Genomic DNA, 18,945 nt, shown 5'->3' on the forward strand with positions numbered 1-18,945 from the left:
AATCAGATTCGGACTGGCTCTAGATACTTAAGTTTGATGGGATAGCATGATGAGGCACAGTGATCATACGACAAGACGCGAAGCCATTCTGACCCAGGCATGCCCTGAGGGCACCGGCGTTCGAGCACAGTACCGCTGGAACACGGGCGAAATCTCGCAGATCTCGGTTCCTGCCAATTTTAGCTTCGATCCTTCTGCTGCAGTGAGGCCGAAGGCATACGCACAATCGGGCATTGCCTCAGATGCAAAGGCAGAGTAATCGTAATACCTAAACGCTTTGCGGATAGGTATTATGATTTTTAAACGCTTGCTGCGGCGATCTATCTTCAGCTTACTTGCTGGCTGCCTTCCTATAGCTATGGCTTCGGCTGCCGAGGCTTACCCTATCGACTGCGCGATCCTTCTTTGCCTTCCTGGAGGGTTCCCTGCGTCGGGTGAATGCTCAGCAGCGCGAGCAGAGGTGATCAGACGCATCACCCCGTGGCCGGTCGAGCCACCGCTACAGATCTGGAATTGCCCTATGGGCGGGTCATCTGGCGTTTTTTCCATCCCAAGCGATCTTCCAGCCGAAGTCCGCGCCTATCGTGATGGGATTGAAGTCTGGCTTGTGTCGAAATCATCATACAGCACGGGCGATGGACGCGAAGTCTCTGCGTCTGCAATGCGTCACTTCTACGATGATGCTGGTAGTTTCCAAAACCAAAGCGTGTCGGTTTCATTGGTGCCAGGGTGGGTTGAAGGCCAAGCTAGAGAGCATACAGGAAACACTCTAGCCGGTGATCGCGGCAGCTTCCGCGCCGTCCTGATACGGTATCACGACTATGGGGAAACCGCCAATCATGTCTGGATCGACTACTGATCATTGATCATGCACCCAGCTCTCCAGCAAGAGTAGCCGCACGACCTCACTAGTCGTGCGCAGCGCAATAAAGTCTCAAAGAGGAGCATGAGAAGAATCAGACAGACCACCCAGAAATGAAAACCCCCCGCACGGGGTCCGCACGAGGGGGCTTTGGGGTGTAACACAGGTTTGGCGACCTGCATTGCTCTAGGTGTTACGAGCATAGTTACTTTCCCAGCCCTGAAAATCAAGAGCAAAAACGCATCTGTGCGAACACAGAGCTGTTGCCTGCGGAACCTGTGCCTCAACAAAAATGAGGACAGAGATGGTATTTCAGAAGGCGGTGCATCCCGCCGCAACGCGGGCCTACCGCGACCCCGAATACAGACACCCGGCGCTGCCGGGCAATATGCAGCGCGACAACTTCGCGATCATAGTCGAACGCGTGTCGCCGCGCCTTGGCGTGGGGCTGGCAGCGGCGCATGCCTTTGTGCGCCTGGCAGCAATGACACGACCGAGCGACTGGACCAGCCAAGTCAGGACACCTTTCATCTACGCGGAAGCCGGCGAGGTCGCGAAGATGCTTGGTCTGTCCCAACCGCGGACCCGCGCAATCACCGCTGAGCTGGAGCGCGCCGGTCTGATCGAGCGACGCACCGCGGCCAATGGCAGTCGGTCGCGGGCGGCAGGAACCGGACTTTATTTTGGCGCAGCGATTGCGCGTGTCGACGAACTGATGGCCTTGGACGACCAGCTGACCGAAGAGCGACAGCGGGCAATCTTTCTGCGAGGCCAACGCAGCACGGCCAAGCGCTATCTAAAGCACACGCTGGAGCGCCTGTCCGAGATCAGCCCTTACTGTTCGGAAGCTGCCGCAATCCGGCAGGCGGCGGCAGCGTGGCCCTCGGCGGACCGGCTTCACCGGATGGACCTTGCAACACTTGCTGCGCATGTAGATGAGGCGGACCAACTGTGCAGAGCCGGGCTCGATCTTCTGGAAAAAAGGGAGAAAACAAGCGGTGGGCCGCTCGAAAACGAGCGGCCTTATATACAAGATACAACCAAAGAATCCTCAGTATCCTGTAACGAGCCAGTCGATATGCAGAGCGCGGGCAAACCCGCGCAAGATAAAATTCATGTCATGCCGCCTGACGGCGGCCCGAATTGCAATGAAAAAAATGTTGATGCCGCCAGCGGAGCGTTCAAGAGCGAATTTATCGCCCGGCTTGGACCACAGAGGCTCTTCAATCTCGCGTCACCGGAAATGCAGCTCTACCTGTGTGGACGCGCCGAGCCTGAATACCTGCGTTTCTATGATTTTGTCTGGGCTGCCGAGCGGCGGGTGCCTGAACTCGGGATCAGCCCCGACGCCTGGAACACGGCCCGCGAGGTGATGGGCGAGGATAGCGCCATGCTGTCGATCCTGATCCTCGATGCTCGTAAATCAGAGCCGGGGAACATTATTTTCAAGCCCGGCGGCTATTTGCGCGCCATGACCGACCGCTATCGCCGGGGCGAGTTACATCTGATCCGCAGCCTGATCGGGCTCAGCGAACGCCAAAGGGCAGGTCACGGATAATGAAACCCGAAATTGCGGCCGCCGCGATCCTGCTTCTGTTCATTCACCCGGCATTTGCGCAGGCACCGCTCTGCATCCCGCCGGAAGAGCCCTTCGTGCCGGCCGATGACGCAGTTTTCGGGGAATATGGCGACCTGGTGGCAGAAGATTTCGAGCGGTATTTTTCGGAAGTCGGGCCCTACATCGCTTGCCTCGACGCCGCGCGGCAGGATGCCTTTGACCGTGCGCGAGAGGTTTCCGCACAGCACGAAGCGTTCTGGAAACGGGCCGACGAGATGGGACTGAAGGAAGAAGTTGCACCAGATGCTGACCCAGAGTGACTTTCCAGTCGATACCGGACCGGCGCTCGATCCTGATTGTCTCGCAGCCGGTTTCGACACCTTACCAATAGCGGCGGCATATGTTCCGCGTGATCATGATGCCGGCAAGATCCCTGCCATCCGGCAGGTTGCAACTGCCGATCCATCGGTCATGACTGCGCCGCCCATCGGTCCGACAGACAAGATAGGCCCCTTCGACCAGGCGTTGCATTTCGGTCTTCGCGCGCTGTCCGGCCGGTGTGTCCAGTTCGGCGCAATCGAGCGATCCGAAGCGAATGGCATGTCCGCCGACATCGATTGTGTCGCCGTCGCGCACATGTGTGACCGGACCTGCGATCTTTTCCGGGGCCAGGATGGGCACCAGCCACGGAACGTAGTCGGGAAATCGCTCCGCCGGGTTGATGGTGACGATCGACAGCGCCAGGAAGCTGAGGACAATAAGAGCAGGGAACTTCATGCCACGGTTTCTAGCAGAAAATCGAGATTTGTTCACGTAATGTTTCCATCATTCAATGCGAACATGGTAAACTCCAGCTGAAAGGAGAACGAGTTATGACCCGGCCCATTCAGATCAGAACTGCCAGTCAGGGCAAGGTGGTGGCCTTCCTGCAGTGCCAACGCGAAGAGGAACGTAAAGCCGCACGTGTAAAATCGGCTCGCAATCGCGAGTGGCAGAGCCGCTACGACGAATCGGATTTAGAGTGGGAAGCGTGGGAACAGGCTGCGGCGCATTTGCTGGATGAGGGCCGTGAGCTTTTTGGCAGTGAAGCTGCGGCGCAGATGGAGTTCGATCGCATTGTCAAACGCCGGGCGAAGGCATCTTCTCAACAAACTTACTCTGAGAACGCTTCATGGACGCCTACCTCGGAAGAGAAAAGTCGCGCCTTCTTCCTGGCACTCCGCCAGGCCGTGCCGCTGATCCTTCTGTTCGTCCTTGTCGGTCTGCCTGTCGCCAGTCTCGTCGGCACTGCCAGTTCGTGGCCGATGACGGCCGCGCTAGCTGGCATCGTCTGGTACATCCACAGCCGGATGATGGGAAACATCAGAGAGATGCGACCTGCGGAGGACGATTAAGGGGCGGCCCACAATTCATCTTAGCCTGCGTCTTATTTGGGTATACCCATAATGATTGCTATTCGTGAACACCGCCTACAACGGAATAGTTGTTCATTTTTGGTGCGTTTTTATTTATTGAACACATATCGCCAAGGTCATACTCAAAATGAACAAGCCAAGCCCCAAAATCGGCTATGCCCGAACATCGACCGTCGATCAGAACCTTGATGCACAAATTGAGGCTCTGATGGCGGCGGGATGTGGGATGGTGCGTCAAGAACAGCGCAGCGGGGCCACGCTGGAAGGCCGTCCAGAGTTGAGGACGATCCTCGACTTCATCCACCCAGGCGAAACACTGGTGGTCACACGGATCGACCGGCTGGCGCGCTCGATGCAGGATCTTCAGACTATTGTTGCCAGGCTGAAGCAGAAGGGCGCCCATTTGGCCGCCACCGAACAGCCCGTGGATACGTCAACCGCGGCGGGCAAGGCGTTCTTTGACATGCTTGGTGTCTTTGCTGAGTTCGAGACCAATCTACGACGGGAGCGGCAGGCCGAAGGTATTAACGCCGCGAAACGCAAAGGTGTCTACCGTGGACGTCCGCCCAAGATCGACATGAAGGCGGTTCAAGCCAAACTGGGTGCAGGCCTTTCTCCGACGGAAGTTGCTCGCGAGATGGGGATCTCGCGCGGCACCGTCTATAAAGCAAAAGCGCAGATGCCGAGAGGCGCGAATGTCCACAAAGAGGTAGAAAAATGAAAGCTGCCCTGCGCCAGGGAGGCGGCAGATCGGCGCGAAGAGCCCAAACTACCTCGTGCCGCCAAGGCGGCATTTCGCGGTCGCAGAATGAAGGTTTCGGCAGGGCCGGCCCGTTGCGGCCTTTCACCCGGCAAGCAGCGTGCTGCGGTGCGGCCCGTCAGAGGCGACATTCGCTGCGACTGTAAGTTCCCAACCATCGCTAACTCACGGATCGCGGGACGAAGCTGCCGTTCGTTTCTTCGACAATTCTTTGGAAATTCGATATCAATGTGGGCGATGATTCCGTTGAAGGGGACCAGCTACACGTGCCAATGCCGTGGACATATCGACACGCTTCCAGAGAATGGCGCGCTTTCCTCGATGATGCGAAAGAGCGCATGTGCCTTGAGTCTGACAACATGGCGTACACGGCGGTCGATGCGGTCTTGCAGGTGTTTCGGCGTCGTTTGAGTGCCCCAGAGGGTTTGGAATTCGCAAGTGTCCTGCCGAGCGTTCTTCGTGCGATTTTTGTGCAAAACTGGGACGTTACGGAATCCCGCACTGAATTTTATGACCGCAAAAGGCTCGTTTCCGAGGTCAAAGCGGTGAGGGTGAACCACAATCTAACGCCGGACAATGCAATTGAGGCAACGGCATGGGCGGTTCGGCGATCCACGAACCGGAGGGACTTCGAGCGAGTTTTAGCGAAGCTATCGCCTGAAGCGCGCGACTTTTGGCAGGTAGATGTCGATGATCCTGCCGAGCTAGAGCAAAGGATCATCTAGCTGCTTTGCAGCATCCGTCACTCTGGGCTCTTTTCCGCCAATGGATCGGTCGCAGCATTTCAACTCGATGGGCGAAACATCACCGGTAAGGGCGGCCCTCTGCGGACCTTCAACCTGGCAACTGCCGCCGCAGCGCGGCGTCACCGAAGCTGCCTTCCATCCTCGCCGCAGCATTTCCAACGGCCCGAGGTCTGCCGTGGTGGCCAAGGGCGCCGAGGCTGGCCGTCGGGCCTGTGGGATGGTCTGAGGCGATCTCGTCGCGGACGGCCCTTTGTCTGTGTGTGCCGTCCGCCGGGGCGGCACTCCGATCAGCGCATCTGTGCGCAGACGAAGCGGATAATCTCCGTAGAGGCATCGGGACCTGCCGGGTCGGCGTAGGAACCGGCGCGGTCGCCGCCGAACCAGGCGTGGCCCGCGCCGTCCACGCGCCAGAGCTCCGAGCCGGAGGGAGCCACGCGACGGGTCCAACTGCGTCCGCCGTCGTCATGTGCGGTCTCGAAGCCTCCGGGGGGCACCAGCGCTTCGGCGTTCGCAACGGAGACTGTGGCATCCGCGGTGCCGTGCAGCACGATGAGCGGCGCGCCGTCCCCCTGGGCGACCCGGGCGCCGCCGCGCATCGCAGCGAAGGCAGAGCCTATGTCCCGCGCGGCCCCGGCAGGCAGTCCTGAATGCACGCCTGCAGCCACGAAGACATCCGGGTGCGTCACCGCGAGAATGGCCGCCATCGCACCCCCGGCAGAGAGACCCGCCACGGCGGACCTCCCATGCGGCAGATCGAGGTCGGCCAAGACCTCTTGCGTCAGCGCAGCCAGCAAGGCGGGTTCGCCGCCTTCGCGCTGCTGGTCCTCGGGGCGGAACCAGTTCCAGCAGGATTGCGGGTTGTGCGCGGGGCCCTGCTGCGGCCAGGCGACTGCAAGACCGGCCTTGGCGGCGGCTTGGTTCATGCGCGTGCCCCGGGCAAAATCCTCCGGAGTTTGCGTGCAGCCGTGCAGCATGACGAGCAACCCTTCCGATGCGCCTCCGGCTGGAACGAACAGACGGTAATCCCGCGATCCCGCAGGGCTTTCATGGCGGCGCAGCGCCCATGTGCCCCCTTCCGGAAGGGGTGGTGTGGCGTCAGGCCGACCGGAGAGGTTCAGCCCATTGGCCAGATCACCCAAGCCCGGCAGATCGAAGGATGGCATGCGCGGGGCCTGGCCACCGGACAGGCCGGCCTGCGACAGTGCATCGTTGATGACCTGGTTGACGTCGATCGGTTGCGTCCGGGCATGCGTGAAGCGCCGGCGAAAAGCCGGGTGGAAGGGTCGGGTCATGGGTCGTCTCCTGTGAGACCGAACAGAAGGGTCCGGACGGGGGTATCAGGTGATGCGGTCCTTCAGGGCCGCCTTGACGTCCTTGGGCGCCTGCAAAGCGCCTAGGACCTGGATTGAGCCGATGGCACGCACCGCCAGCTCCGGCGAGACATCGGAGGCGATCCGCGCGAGGCCCAGCACCTTGAGGTGCAAGGCTTCGCCTTGTGCGACGACCGCCTCGAGCGCCTCTCGCGTCAGGTCAAAGAGACCGAGCTCAAGCTGATGACGGGCAATCGACCGCTCGACGGTCTCGGTCTCTTCGCGAAGCTGCGCGCGAATGGCCGTGCGGATGAAGTCCGTCCGGTTCGCGTAGACACCCTCGCGCACGAGCAGGTCGATGCGGCCGAGGTCGACATGACCGAGGTTGATCGTGATCTTTTCCGGGTCGGCCTGCCGGTCGGGCAGGCGGTGTATGTCCGCCATATCCTACTCCATCCATATGGATGGTATATAGATGATCAAGTCGCAGTGCAAGCTCGCATCTGACAGCGCAGTCCGGATCTTCGCCCACACGGGCGGCCATCTGATTGTGGGTTCCGGCTAACGGGGCGGCATTGCGCGCCCAATCTTGGCTTGTGGAACGGGTGAGATAGCCCGAGGGCGACGTGCAAACACCGGCGCCGTTCGAAATGGACACCCCACCGACGTGGATCAGCGGAATTGTAGGACCAAGGCATTTCGCTGCGAGTCCATTTTCCGATTAAAATTTCCAGCGCGATGCGATCGCTGTCGGCCCAAGGCCGACGTTCACGCTAGGCGCCGGGCATGACCGGTCGCGGCCCATTGCGGACATTCGCAACCGGTGCGGCGAACGGCTGAGCTCTATAGACCCTCAACTTGAATGCCATTTTCCGCCAACCAAGTCTTTCTCAAGTGCCAATCTGGCAGATGTTGTTCCACCTTGATCCAGAAATTCGCGGAATGATCAGGGTAATGAGCATGCGCCAATTCATGCACCACAACGTACTGGGCAATACGAGGAGGCAGGAGGATAGCCTTCCAGTGGAACGAAACGCGACCATCGGAACCGAAAGACCCCCACCTGAAGCCAAGATCCTGAACTTTTACCTCCTGCAAATTCGCACCCATACGGTTGGTGAACTCGGCGACCTGTTTTTCGAACCATCGCTGAGCTCTGTGCGTATACCACGAGACAAAAATGTCTCGTCCCCGGTGGATAGAGCTGCTCCGCAGGCAGAACCGGCCGTTCTTCAGACTGAGGTCTACTAGCTGGTTATCAACAAGGCGCAGTCGGTGGCTCCGGCCTAGGTACAGAAAGCCTTCACCCTCGACGAATTCCTTCATCGGAGCACGTTGTTGAAGTCTGGCTTTTTCTTCAACCTTAGTGTGTACCCAGGCCAACTTTTCTTCGACGAAGCTGACCAGTTGATCGGCAGGAACTGTCGAAGGCGCAACTATCGACAGGTCCCCAGAACGTTCCACTGTGATCTGCATGGTTTTACGGCGATCACTACGGTGAACGTCAAAAGCAAGACCATCAATCTCCAGTCGGTGCTCGCTCACGCGAGCGGGCTTTCCGCCAGTTCGAATTGGCGTCATGGGAAGCTTGGACATTAGGCCGCTCGCAGCTTGTCGTCATTGGCTTTGGCCTGCTGCATCAGCTGATCAGCAAGGGCTTCTGCCTCGTCGACTCCGAACCCTTGGATCTGCGCGTCGAAGATGATCTCAAAAATCTCTGATCTTAGATTTTCCTGATCCGCCATCTTGAAGCTGCTCCACAATGAGCGGTTCGCGCTGATCTCCTCGATAATTCGGCCCACCACAATCCGTGTCACTTCGTGCAATGCGTGAAGTTGGTCAGCTGAGGTAGTTTGGTCTGCAGAGCTCGCCGCCAGGACCGTGCGGAGGAAAGGCAGATAGATCTCCGGGATGTCCGGGGTGGTTTCGTCAGGGTCGGTGGCTCCGCCGCGAAGCTCGTCGATGATAGCCTGCAACTGCTCGATGATCTGATCCCACTGCTCGCCAAAGCCTTTTAGAATGTCGTTCAGTCGCTCCGACATCTTCCTGAAGCGAACTGGATCGGTTTCGAGGTTCTTGCGTATATGAGAACGGATAGCGTGTTCCATCTCTGATGCCTTCGCTCGGCCGCCTGTGGCTTTCCCAACTTGATTGTCAAACTCTGCATCCGTCAGTTGCACAGGTGGAATCTTCGGGTCGATGCCAAGGGAAATGACGTGATCATCGATCAGCTTCCGCACCTTGGCTCCGACATCCGCACCAATGACTGGCATGTCGCGATACCGATTGCGGGCGCGCGCCTGCAGATATGCAAGTCGCTTGGCGTCATGCACGAAGGGCAAGCCCTCGGGGCGTGGAAGGATGATCTCGAGCGACTTCAGGAAATCCTTGAGCTTGACGATAAACTCCGCTCTGGCCTTCTCTGTGGAGAGCACTTCCAGACAATCTTCGTCATTCGAAAGGTCATCAAGTCCAGCACGCCTGAAAATGTCGACGACCCGAATATGCCGATCCTGAAGCACAGGAATCTGATCATTCAGGCTGACAAGAGCACCGTCGATGTCCTCGTCGGAATAGGCAGCCAGTGCGGCTTTCAGGTGATGCGCGACGCCGAAGTAATCCACGATAATACCGCAGGTTTTTCCGAAACCCGTCCGGTTCACACGGGCGATCGCCTGCAACAGCTCGGCCTCCCGAATGGAGCGGTCGAGATACATCACCCCTTCGATAGGCGCGTCGAACCCTGTCAGGAGCATGGACTTGACGATCAGGAAAGCCAGTGGATCCGACTTCGTGGCATCCTTGTGGAACAAGGGCTTCTTGAACCGTTTGATCCGGGTCTCCTGTGCAGACCCTTCCGTCCACTGCTTCCACGAAGCGTCGTCGTTGTTGCCTCCAGACATGATCGCGGCGAACTCGATCTTCTCCAAGGTGTCGCGATACCGCCAGGCCTGCACTAAGGCCTGAAACACCGCAGGTTTGGTGCAAAGAACCTCATCGTCCATCGCTTTGTCGTGGTCGGGGAGTGCGGCGGCCTCTGCCATCAACTCATCTCGGGCAACAAGGAATGCGGCGTGATACCGGATTACCGCCGTGCGGCTGTAGGCCACCACCTGCGCCTTGTATCCATTCGGCAGGAGATTGGTCACATAATGCCGCAACATGTCGCGCGCCTTTTCCGCGATCAGGGCGGGGGCTTCCAGGATGTTGCCACTGGTCGCGTATTTCTTGCGGATCGCTTCCAGCTCTTCATCCGTGCGGCCACGGAACATGTCTTCGAACAGACCGTCCAGCGTGGCGCCATCCTTCACCGCGCCCTCGGCCGTCCGGCCCTCGTACAGGACCGGCACCGTCGCACCATCGGCCTCGGCTTCCTTAATCGTGTATTTGTCGATGAAGTCACCGAAGATCTGGGTGGTACGCTTCTTCTCGCCCATGATGATCGGCGTGCCAGTGAAGCCGATACGGGCGCAGTTTGGCAGAGCGGCCAACAGGTTTGCGTGCAAATCGCCCGCCTGCGTCCGGTGCGCCTCGTCCACCACGACCACGATCGTCTCGTCCTCGTTCAGCACCTCGAAGGCCGGCCCCTTGCTGACCTCAGCCACGTCTTCGTCAGTCCGGTACTTCTGGATGGTGGCAAAAACGAGGCCCGGCCCCTTGCGCTTTGCCAGCTTCTTCAACGATCCATTGCTCGTCGCCATCTCGACCACATCACCCGACAGGGTTGCCGTCTCCGACAGCTGCCGCTGCAGGTCCTTGCGGTCGGTGACCATGATCACCTTGAACTTCCGTAGCGCCAGATCCGTCCGCATCTTGCGGATCATGAACACCATGGTGAGGCTCTTGCCCGAACCTTGGGTGTGCCAGACAATGCCGCCGCGGCGGTCATACTCGCCATCCTGCAGTCGCGTCTTGCCGCTGCGCAGCCGCTCCAAGGCACGGTTCACGGCGCGGTATTGCTGGTATCGGCAGACGGTCTTGATGGTATGGCCGCCCAAGTTCATGAACAGCAGGTAATGCCGCAGGATATCCAGAAGATGCGCAGGCCGCAGCATCCCCGCGACAAGGCGTTGCTGCTCCGACAGGCCCTTCTTGCCCAAGGCCTTGATCACGTCGTCTTCCGACCCCGTGCCATCCGGCCCGACCACCGTCTTCCACTGACCGTAATGCTCCAGCCCCGCGCCGATGCAGCCCACGCGCGCCTGGTCGAAGCTGGTGGCGATCAGCAGTTGGACACTGGCGAAGAGCGCGGGCGTGCCCTCGTTCTCCTCGACCTCCAGCGCGGCTTTGCGGGCGTTGTGGTAGCGGCGCAGCTGCTTGACCGCCTCGGCCAGCGGTTCGGGGATGGCAGGGCTCTTCGCCTCGACCACCACTATGGGGATGCCGTTCACCAGCAGCACCACATCGGGGATGATGAAGCCCTTGCCCACGTCATGGCCGGGCGGGCAATCGACGCGGAACTGGTTCGCGACGGTAAAGCTGTTGGCCGCCACATCGTCCCAGGCGATATAGCGGATAGTCTGGCCGCGCCCGCCGTACCAGCCGGGCAGGCCTTCGACCGTCAGGCCCTTGAGGAGCAGTTCGGTGACCGCCTGATTGGCCTCCATCAGCCCGCGATGGCCGTGGCGGGTGAGTGCGCTGACGGCCTCTGACAGGCGGGCATCGTCGAGCCAGGGCTGGCCATCGGGGCCGGGATTGATCGCGCGCAGGCGCTCGCGCAACGTGGCCTCGGCGATGACCTCCTTGAAGCTGGTGCGGCCCGTCAGGGCGGGGTCATCCTTGCTGCCGGCCTGCGCGGTCCAGCCCATGGCGACGCATTGGTCGATGAAGGGCTTTTCAACATCGTTGTATTCATGTCCCATGGGCAGACCCTTCGGTTACAACAGAGCGGTGACAGGCGTCCTGCCGGTGAGCAGGTCGTCCATCAGGCCGGATTTCGTGGCGCGGAGCTTTTGGAGTTCCTGTTCGTGGCGAACGATATCGCTTTCGATTTCCAGCAGTATTTCTGCACTGCGATCTTGCTCATCCTTCGGTGGCAGAGCGATCATGTACTTCTTGAAAAACGACAGGCCGATGGTCTTGATCGTGCTCCCCATGGCGATTGCCTCGAAGCGAGGCTTCTCCCGCTGAAGCAGGTAGTACAAGAAGACATGGTTCAGCTTCGATCCACACCGCCATGCCATGAAATGCTGGCTTACCGCCATTTCTGACGCAAGGATGGCACTTTTCCCGATCCCTGCATCACGGGAGAGAATGACGGTGTTTTCTGGGTGCCGCACCGCGGAAGAATTCGCGAGTCCGGCTTCACTGATTTCCTTGTCGGTCTCCCGGATGAATACTTGGTCCAGCCGATGAGAGTCTGCCAGCGAGACCCACTTGATACCGCCGTTCCAGTACGACGCTATGGACTTGCTCGGGGTGTGGCCGCTTCCGCGGATAGCAACCTCATCGAGTAGGCGTGCATCCCACTCCTTCGGCAGCCAGCCGAGCGGGGTTTGTTTGTAGAGGTGGGGGGCCTCGGGGTGTGGGGGGCGGAGGTCTCCGTTTGCGTCGATGCCGCGGGTCAGCAGGTCATGCAGCAGTCCCTGATTCATCGCCTTCAACTTGGCCACCACCGCCTCGGTCCCCCGTATCGCCGCATCCAACGTATCGAGGATCTCGGCGATCTTGGATTGGTGATCGGGAGAAGGCAGCTCCACCTTCAATTCAACCATGTCACGCTGGAAGAGGTGCGGGATCGAGCTTCCCGACACTTTGTCATCAATCAGCTTCTGAAAGCCTCGCCCATTCAAGATATGATAGAGGTAGCGATAATCCAGCCTGCGCAACGGCCGCACAAGCATCATCGTTCCGTTGATCGTTGCGTCACCTGGGAGGTCATCTATCCGTGCAACGCGTCCTATCGTCCCGTCCTTGGTAATGATCACATCACCATCGCGCAGGATGATCTCGTGCGATTCCAGATACCGTTGTTCAGTGATGTGATCGCACTTATCCCATGTGATCTGCCCGCCACGAATATGCTGACCTGCAATCAGGTATGGGCCATCTTCTGTGTATTCGGACGAAGATAGGCCGCGCCAACCGATGCGCGCCTTAATATAGCAGATATCTCCAAGGCGTTCCGTTTGCCGTTCCTCAGACATAACCCAGCCCCTTGAGGAATCCAGCCAGCTTTTCCGTGGCATCAGACCTCGCGCCTTCGATCTCGGTCAGAGTGACGCGATACTTGTCCCACCAGTTCTCGAAGGACGAGACGATCTGCCCGCGCTGCGCAGCAATGTAGCGGGTCAGGATCTTCTGCATGTCATCATGCAGAATCTTCAGCAGAAGCTCTGCCGCCCCTTCCTCAGTTAGGTCATCAACGCCCTTGTTCAACTCGGTGGTGAACTGGTCTTTCTTGGCCTTCAGGGTCTTCTTGACCTCGGTCAGGTCCTTCTTCCACGCCTTGATCTGCGCCTCGTCCACCGGCTCGGCATCATCCTCTTCCTCCTCTCCTTCCTCGGGCTTGGCGGTCGCGGCTTTGATTTTGGCATCCAGCTCGGCCTTCTCGGCCTCCAACTCGGCGATCTGGGTGACGAAGCCGCCCATCAGGAAGCTGACCAGCTTGTGGTCCAGCGGGTTCTCCTTGTTGCCCTTGTCCTCCAGCGCGGTGACGATGGAGGTGCGCCATGCATCGGCCACGCCCTTGGTTCCGCGCGCCATGAGGGTGAGGAAGTCGAAGCGCGACTGGTTCCAGAACTGCGCGATGATCCCGCGCACGGTGAACGGGTCCAGCATGGCGAGGCTTTCGAGCGTGGTCGAGAAGCTGGACAGAAGCTCGTCGCGCAGGGCGATCAGCGCGGTCGCGCTGTCATCCCCTGCCAGCGCGGTGATTTCATCGGTGTGGGCGTTCCACCATGTGTTGAACTTGTCCCAGATCTCGGCCTCGCGCGCCATGAGGCCCGCATTGGTCTCGATGGCCGGTTTGATGTCGGCCTTGACGGTAATTGTTGCCGCGAAGTCGAGATATCGTTCATCACGCGGGGTCAGCAGGTCCATCGGGTTCAGGCCGTGGGATTTGAACAGCGCGGCCTTGGCCTCGACCTCCGGCTTGGGGATGCCGCCCACGAGATGGGCGCGCACGTCATGCGGTTCGGGCGGCGGCGCGTTGTCGGCGTAGCGGCGGATGTTGAGGTTCCAGTCATTCGCTTCCAGCGTGTCGATGTCGACGATGGTCGAAAAACCGGGGATCTGGCGGTATTCCTCGAAGGTGGTGACGATCTTCTCGATATGCTCGGGCATCAGGTGGTTCTGCGCGCGGCCCTCGAAATACTCGCGGTCGGCGTTGATGAAGAGCACCTTGCCTTGGCGGTCGGCAGGCTTGCCGGAGATGAGCTCCGCACCGTCACGCTTCTGCTGGCGCAGGACGATGACACAGGCGGGGATGCCTGTGCCGTAGAAGAGCTGAGGGCCGAGGCCGATGACTGCTTCGATCTGGTCGCGTTGGATGATCTTCTGGCGGATCTTGGCCTCATCGCCGCCGCGGAAGAGGACGCCGTGGGGCATGACTGTTGCGATCATGCCGCCGTCACGAGTGACGTGCAGCATGTGCTGCAGGAACATCAGGTCGGCCTTCTTCGAACCTCGCGGCACCTCATGGAAGAAGCGTTCGGGGAACTTGGGTTCCCAGACGTAGTTGCCGGACTTGTCCTTGTCCTTCGACCCCCAATTTATCGAGAACGGCGGGTTTGTGAGGATCCGGTCGAAGCGGCGAAGTTCACCGTTCTCGACGTGCTGCGGCTCTCCGAGGGTGTCCTCGTTGCGCAGGTCGGGGCTGCTCATGCCGTGAAGCAACATGTTCATCTTGGCGATCGACCAGACGGTGCCCGCGAACTCCTGTCCGAAGAGGTTGGCCTTGCTCCCGTCCTGACCGTTCTCGTCGATGTAGTCCTTGGCCGCGATAAGCATGCCACCTGACCCGCAGCACGGGTCGTAGATGTCGTGCTCGAGCGTCGGCTTCAAAAGCCTGACCATCATTCGGACGACGGATCGGGGGGTATAGAATTCACCCCCCTTTTTGCCGGCGGAATCCGCAAACTCCCCGATGAGGTATTCATATGCAGCACCCAAGAGGTCGGGGAACTCGAAATCTTCATTGCGGAGTCGAATCTCACCGAAGTGGTTGATCAATTGCCGGAGCTTCTGGTCGCTGATCTTGCTCTGGCCGACTTTTCGGGTGAAATCGATGTGATCGAGAACGCCTTCGAGAGCAATGTTTTCAGCTTCAATGCCGCCAAGCGCCTTGTTGAGCTTGTCGCCAATGTTTTCATGAGCTTCGTCGACGAGATAGCTGAAGCGAGATTGAGGGGGTACCCAGAATGCACCCGTCTTTCCGTACCAGACTTTATTCTCAGCATCCTGCGCAGCTTGTTTTTCGGGAACGCCATTTCCCATGCGTTTCTTGATAACGTCGCTTCGCGCCTGGTCGAATACGTCAGAGCACCTTTTCAGGAACAGCATTCCAAAGATGTATTCCTTGAATTCCGATGCATCCATCTTTCCGCGAAGAATGTCGGCTGCGCTGAATAGGTGGCGCTCAAGCTGCGCAAGTGTCAGAGGCATTTGAATTTTCTCGTCTGGTTTGCCCGCAACCTGCGGTATTTCCGGGTAGAGGGCAACGGACAACCAGAGTTCGCGCCGCAACACACGCCGCTTCGATCTCCTGTCACTGAAGCGACGCTCATGCTGTGAGAGCTCGGTGCGCAGTTGCTGCACAAGGCACCCAGGCCTTGCAGTAAACGTCGATCAACCCTGCCGCACTGGGGGCGCGAAGGTCCGCTAGTGTGCAATCTCGGACATTGGTGCTCCATGCGGCGAAAGTCGGCTCACCGCCCAGAGCCGACCTTCGCCCCGCGGTCCGAATGCTGCGGTGCGGCCCGTCAAAGCAGCCGTTCGAGCATCGCGCAGCTTTTTTTGACCAATACGTCGGTCTGCGGACAAAACACCACTTCGCTGCGAGCGCAAGATCAGGGCCCGCGTCCCCGCGGCATCGCCCTGCCCCGGCGGAGAGCGGACTTGTGGCGCGGAAGCATTGCGCCCGCAGCAGTCTGAGTATGTGGACGTTCAAGCCTAGCGCAGCGAAACCTTGACCGACGCAGACCACCGGCCGCAATGCTGGCCTACCGCTTGGCGGCATCGGGCACGCAAAAAACCAGGAAGCGGCCACTCGCGCAACGGACATTAAAAGACAGCCCTATGCATGCCGAAAAAGAGCAATCCACCGCGCCAACTCTGCCGCCCGACACCATACCGTAAGATCTTTACGCCAAATTTCCAGCGCTATTGGCTGCCGCACGAAGCTGCCACCCTTTCGGGCATGCCACCGCTGCCGCTCCTGGCAGAAACCGCCGGGGTTATTGCATGCGTGCCGACCCCGCAAAGGCCCAACGGCGAGACAGCATGAAGGTCGAGGCTGCGGCGCATCCCGTTGACAAAACAACGGCGGCTTCGGGGGCAAGCGCGCCCGTGTTCAGCAGCAGGAATAGCAGGATTTCATTGCCCAGAAACCCGACACCAGCCACCACGGTAAAGCGCGGCAGCGTCCTTGACGCTGCCGCGCCATGACCGGCGAAGGTGAACAGATGATGTCCCAGAAAGCTGACCAAGAAGGCAATCGCAAAAGCGACCGCATTGCCAACAAGTGGCTGGACATCAAGCTGGATCAGCAGCATCGCTACGGCCAGATGGGCAAGCGTCGCCGCGCCTCCGGTAAGGGCAAAACGCATAAACAAACCTAGCATTCTGGCGCGGCAGAGATCGTGGTGTTCTCGGCGATCACATAGCCCGGACGGCCCTTCACCTCACTGAAGACGCGGGCGAGATATTCGCCCAGGACGCCAATCGACATCAACTGGATACCGCTGAAGAAGAAGATCGCCACTGCCAGCGTGGACCAACCCGGCACGTCATGGCCCAAAAACAGGGTGCGGCCGGCCAGAAACAGCCCGTAGAGGATTGACAGGCTGGCAAGCACCATCCCGATGCCGGTCCACATCCGCAAAGGCCAGTCGGTAAAGGCTGTCAGCCCGGTCATTCCCAGCTTCAGCAGTCGCGGGAAGCTGAACTTCGTGCTGCCACCGCCGCGCGGCTGAAGCTCGACAGGGATTGCGAGCGAGCGGAAGCCGACCCAGGCATAAAGTCCCTTCATAAAGCGGTTGCTTTCGGGCAGCGAACACAGCGCATCGACGACCTTGCGGTCCATCAGTCGGAAATCCCGCGCGCCCGCCGGCATGGGCACGTCGCTGCCGAAGTTCAGGAAACGATAGAAAGTGGCGGTGCAGCGGCGTTTCAACCAGCTTTCGTCATCACGATGGGCTCGCACAGCATAGACGATTTCATAGCCTTCGCGGTAATGTTCCAGCATTGTGTCAACATAGCGCAGGGGCTCTTGCAGATCGGCATCGAGGATCACCACGGCACGGCCCACCGCGTGGCGCAGCCCTGCCATGATCGCCTGTTCCTTGCCGAAGTTGCGCGAGAGGCGCAGCAGGCGCACCGGCACCTCCCAATGGCCGGATTCGACGAGGCTCAAGGTCTCATCGGTGCTGCCATCATCGACGACCAGAATTTCGGCATGCTGCACCAGCCTGCGTGCTTTACGCGACACGCGGGTCAGCGTTTCCGTGATCGTTTCCGCCTCGTTATAGGCCGGGATGACGAAGGACAGATCCGGGATGGCCGACCCGGGATCAGGGGCGGTTGACAGCAGGTTCGCTGTTTCGCGGTTGATGTCGTGCATGCGCCCCATCACTTCACCTCTTTGACGGGCTGCGTCACAAACAGCACATGCCGTCCATATTCGCCCATGTTCTCAAGTCCCAATGCCTCGGCCGTTGTCGTCATGGATGGCGAGACCGAAAATGCGGTCGGCGCACCATTGCCGGCCAGCCGGGCAAAATCCGCCTCATCGATGGCCCGCGCCCGACCGTGCGAGTAAAACTCGGCCGAGAAGCTGCGTCCGCCCACGGTATAAAGCGGCGCGTCGGGATGCGCGGTCATCGCCGCGGCGACCAGCCCTTTGTCGGATTTCAGCCGCATTTGCTGCGGGGCAAAGACCAATCCGATGGTCAGTGCCAGAAACGACGAAAGCATCGCCAAGCCCGCAACAGCGAATCCGATCCGCGACGCCCGGTTGGGGCGCAAGCCAAGAACCTGAGACGACAGAACGACCAGCACAATAGCCGCCGCCGGCAGGCCGGGCAGCACATAGGCTGCAAGGATGTTCGAGGCGGGCGTGAACAGCATCAGCGGCGACAGCGACCAGAGCAGCAGATAGACAAGCCAACCCGATCGGTCTTGCCGAAAGGCACCTGCAAGCCTCGTTGGCCGCGCCAGCAGCACTGCGGGGATCAGGCTCCATGGCAGGGCCGCCATCAGCCAGAACAGCCAGATCGTGCCCATCGCCTCTTGATGGCCCGATCCATAGAGATCGCCCTGCCAGCCGGGCGTCAAAAAGCGCTGAACATGTTCGCCGATCAAAAAGTAATGCAGAAAGCCGGGGGTCGCGATCTCGGCCGCAAGATACCACGGCACGTTCAGCACCATCAGCAGAGCCATGCCGCCCGTCCAGGGCAGGCGGCGCAGCACCCCCCAGTTCCAGGTTACCATCAGCCAAAGGGTGACGGGGATGGCGCACAGGACCACGGCCACAGGCCCCTTGGCCAGCATGCCGATTGCCAGTCCCAGAAACACGGCATAGCCCCAGTGGCTGTCTGAATCTATGGCCGCCCGCCAGAACCCGATCATGACCAGCGTCGTGCCCAGAGTCATCGGTATATCGGTCATCACAAAGGCCGAAGCACCAAAGAACATGGCCATCGTCGCCAGCACAACCGTCGCCACCAGTGCCGTATTGGTCCCGACAGTATCGCGCACCCAAGCCCAGATCAGAAACAGTATCGCCAGTGCCGTCAGAAGAATTGGCAGGCGCGCTGCCGCCTCGGTCGTGCCAAAGACCTGCATTCCGGCGGCTGACAGCCATGTATGCAGCGGCGGCTTGCCCCAGAAAGGGACGCCATAATCGAATTGCGGGATCAGCCAGTTCCCGGTCTCGACCATCTTGCGGGCCATCTCGGCATAGCGCGCCTCCGTCGAGTCGGTGAAAGGGACTGCAAAAACCACCCATAGCCGCAAGACCGAAAAGGCCGACGCGAGGACGATCAGAATTCGTCGCGTTGCTTGCTCAAGCTGCAGATCCGGCAGCGCGGGCAGCGGAAAAGACCGGTCTTTTCTGGGGACCGATATGTGGCCTGT

Annotated in this window: 15 protein-coding genes; 5 read left to right on the plus strand and 10 right to left on the minus strand. The window is 59.7% G+C overall.

Translation table 11 applies throughout. The annotated features are described in order from the left end of the window. The first annotated feature begins 1,166 nt into the window (after positions 1-1,166). Entirely contained in the window at positions 1,167-2,420 is a 1,254-nt protein-coding gene (gene repC, locus BMX67_RS14365; protein ID WP_175479919.1) for a replication initiation protein RepC, read from the plus strand. After that, positions 2,420-2,740 carry a hypothetical protein gene (locus BMX67_RS14370; protein ID WP_090736429.1) on the plus strand — a complete coding sequence of 107 codons (321 nt, stop codon included), beginning with the start codon at positions 2,420-2,422 and terminating at the stop codon, positions 2,738-2,740. Before repC ends, BMX67_RS14370 begins: the two co-directional genes overlap by 1 nt. A 61-nt stretch (positions 2,741-2,801) precedes the next feature. Here BMX67_RS14370 and BMX67_RS14375 read toward each other — a convergent pair whose 3' ends face one another. After that, on the minus strand, positions 2,802-3,233 hold the full coding sequence (locus tag BMX67_RS14375) for a thermonuclease family protein (RefSeq protein ID WP_139206538.1): 432 nt from the start codon (positions 3,231-3,233) through the stop codon (positions 2,802-2,804). A 59-nt stretch (positions 3,234-3,292) separates the two neighbouring features. On the opposite strand from BMX67_RS14375, the gene BMX67_RS14380 reads away from it, so the two are divergent. The 3 genes from BMX67_RS14380 to BMX67_RS14390 all read left to right on the plus strand — a co-directional run bounded on the left by BMX67_RS14380 (position 3,293) and on the right by BMX67_RS14390 (position 5,320). After that, positions 3,293-3,814 carry a hypothetical protein gene (locus BMX67_RS14380; RefSeq protein WP_090736436.1) on the plus strand — a complete coding sequence of 174 codons (522 nt, stop codon included), beginning with the start codon at positions 3,293-3,295 and terminating at the stop codon, positions 3,812-3,814. A 148-nt stretch (positions 3,815-3,962) separates the two neighbouring features. Continuing rightward, entirely contained in the window at positions 3,963-4,556 is a 594-nt protein-coding gene (locus tag BMX67_RS14385) for a recombinase family protein (protein ID WP_090736439.1), read from the plus strand. Between the two features lie 311 nt (positions 4,557-4,867). Next, positions 4,868-5,320: a DUF2267 domain-containing protein gene (locus BMX67_RS14390; RefSeq protein ID WP_281249175.1), complete on the plus strand. Its 453-nt coding sequence runs from the start codon at positions 4,868-4,870 to the stop codon at positions 5,318-5,320. A gap of 308 nt (positions 5,321-5,628) precedes the next feature. On the opposite strand, the gene BMX67_RS14395 is transcribed toward BMX67_RS14390, so the two are convergent. The 9 genes from BMX67_RS14395 to BMX67_RS14435 all read right to left on the minus strand — a co-directional run bounded on the left by BMX67_RS14395 (position 5,629) and on the right by BMX67_RS14435 (position 18,813). Further along, positions 5,629-6,633, minus strand: coding sequence for an extracellular catalytic domain type 1 short-chain-length polyhydroxyalkanoate depolymerase (locus tag BMX67_RS14395; protein WP_090736445.1), 1,005 nt, complete (start codon positions 6,631-6,633; stop codon positions 5,629-5,631). Between the two features lie 45 nt (positions 6,634-6,678). Then, positions 6,679-7,095 (minus strand): CopG family transcriptional regulator, encoded by a 417-nt coding sequence (locus tag BMX67_RS14400; protein WP_090736448.1) that lies wholly within the window; start codon positions 7,093-7,095, stop codon positions 6,679-6,681. Between the two features lie 399 nt (positions 7,096-7,494). Continuing rightward, positions 7,495-8,247 (minus strand): M48 family metallopeptidase, encoded by a 753-nt coding sequence (locus BMX67_RS14405; RefSeq protein ID WP_090736451.1) that lies wholly within the window; start codon positions 8,245-8,247, stop codon positions 7,495-7,497. Then, entirely contained in the window at positions 8,247-11,513 is a 3,267-nt protein-coding gene (locus BMX67_RS14410; RefSeq protein WP_090736453.1) for a type I restriction endonuclease subunit R, read from the minus strand. The genes BMX67_RS14405 and BMX67_RS14410 overlap by 1 nt, the downstream gene beginning before the upstream one ends. A gap of 15 nt (positions 11,514-11,528) precedes the next feature. After that, positions 11,529-12,797: a restriction endonuclease subunit S gene (locus BMX67_RS14415; protein ID WP_090736455.1), complete on the minus strand. Its 1,269-nt coding sequence runs from the start codon at positions 12,795-12,797 to the stop codon at positions 11,529-11,531. After that, positions 12,790-15,408, minus strand: coding sequence for a type I restriction-modification system subunit M (locus tag BMX67_RS14420; RefSeq protein ID WP_245739468.1), 2,619 nt, complete (start codon positions 15,406-15,408; stop codon positions 12,790-12,792). Before BMX67_RS14420 ends, BMX67_RS14415 begins: the two co-directional genes overlap by 8 nt. 638 nt (positions 15,409-16,046) lie before the next feature. Then, positions 16,047-16,418, minus strand: a complete 372-nt coding sequence (locus BMX67_RS14425) for a GtrA family protein (protein WP_175479920.1) — start codon at positions 16,416-16,418, stop codon at positions 16,047-16,049. An 8-nt stretch (positions 16,419-16,426) separates the two neighbouring features. After that, a complete protein-coding gene (locus BMX67_RS14430) occupies positions 16,427-17,431 on the minus strand; it encodes a glycosyltransferase family 2 protein (RefSeq protein ID WP_090736655.1) in 1,005 nt (334 codons plus the stop codon). Positions 17,432-17,439: 8 nt separating this feature from the next. Beyond that, on the minus strand, positions 17,440-18,813 hold the full coding sequence (locus tag BMX67_RS14435; RefSeq protein ID WP_245739469.1) for an ArnT family glycosyltransferase: 1,374 nt from the start codon (positions 18,811-18,813) through the stop codon (positions 17,440-17,442). Between the last annotated feature and the right edge of the window lie 132 nt (positions 18,814-18,945).

It is taken from the genome of Paracoccus homiensis, assembly GCF_900111675.1.
Lineage (GTDB): Bacteria > Pseudomonadota > Alphaproteobacteria > Rhodobacterales > Rhodobacteraceae > Paracoccus > Paracoccus homiensis.

What these genes read in the sequence shown, in the direction of transcription:
- BMX67_RS14415 (WP_090736455.1), bottom strand. Translation starts at nt 12,797, where the DNA reads ATGTCTGAGGAACGGCAAACGGAACGCCTTGGAGATATCTGCTATATT.
- BMX67_RS14410 (WP_090736453.1), bottom strand. Translation starts at nt 11,513, where the DNA reads ATGGGACATGAATACAACGATGTTGAAAAGCCCTTCATCGACCAATGC.
- BMX67_RS14385 (WP_090736439.1), top strand. Translation starts at nt 3,963, where the DNA reads ATGAACAAGCCAAGCCCCAAAATCGGCTATGCCCGAACATCGACCGTC.
- BMX67_RS14380 (WP_090736436.1), top strand. Translation starts at nt 3,293, where the DNA reads ATGACCCGGCCCATTCAGATCAGAACTGCCAGTCAGGGCAAGGTGGTG.
- repC (WP_175479919.1), top strand. Translation starts at nt 1,167, where the DNA reads ATGGTATTTCAGAAGGCGGTGCATCCCGCCGCAACGCGGGCCTACCGC.
- BMX67_RS14400 (WP_090736448.1), bottom strand. Translation starts at nt 7,095, where the DNA reads ATGGCGGACATACACCGCCTGCCCGACCGGCAGGCCGACCCGGAAAAG.
- BMX67_RS14395 (WP_090736445.1), bottom strand. Translation starts at nt 6,633, where the DNA reads ATGACCCGACCCTTCCACCCGGCTTTTCGCCGGCGCTTCACGCATGCC.
- BMX67_RS14430 (WP_090736655.1), bottom strand. Translation starts at nt 17,431, where the DNA reads ATGCACGACATCAACCGCGAAACAGCGAACCTGCTGTCAACCGCCCCT.
- BMX67_RS14425 (WP_175479920.1), bottom strand. Translation starts at nt 16,418, where the DNA reads ATGCGTTTTGCCCTTACCGGAGGCGCGGCGACGCTTGCCCATCTGGCC.
- BMX67_RS14370 (WP_090736429.1), top strand. Translation starts at nt 2,420, where the DNA reads ATGAAACCCGAAATTGCGGCCGCCGCGATCCTGCTTCTGTTCATTCAC.
- BMX67_RS14390 (WP_281249175.1), top strand. Translation starts at nt 4,868, where the DNA reads ATGCCGTGGACATATCGACACGCTTCCAGAGAATGGCGCGCTTTCCTC.
- BMX67_RS14405 (WP_090736451.1), bottom strand. Translation starts at nt 8,247, where the DNA reads ATGTCCAAGCTTCCCATGACGCCAATTCGAACTGGCGGAAAGCCCGCT.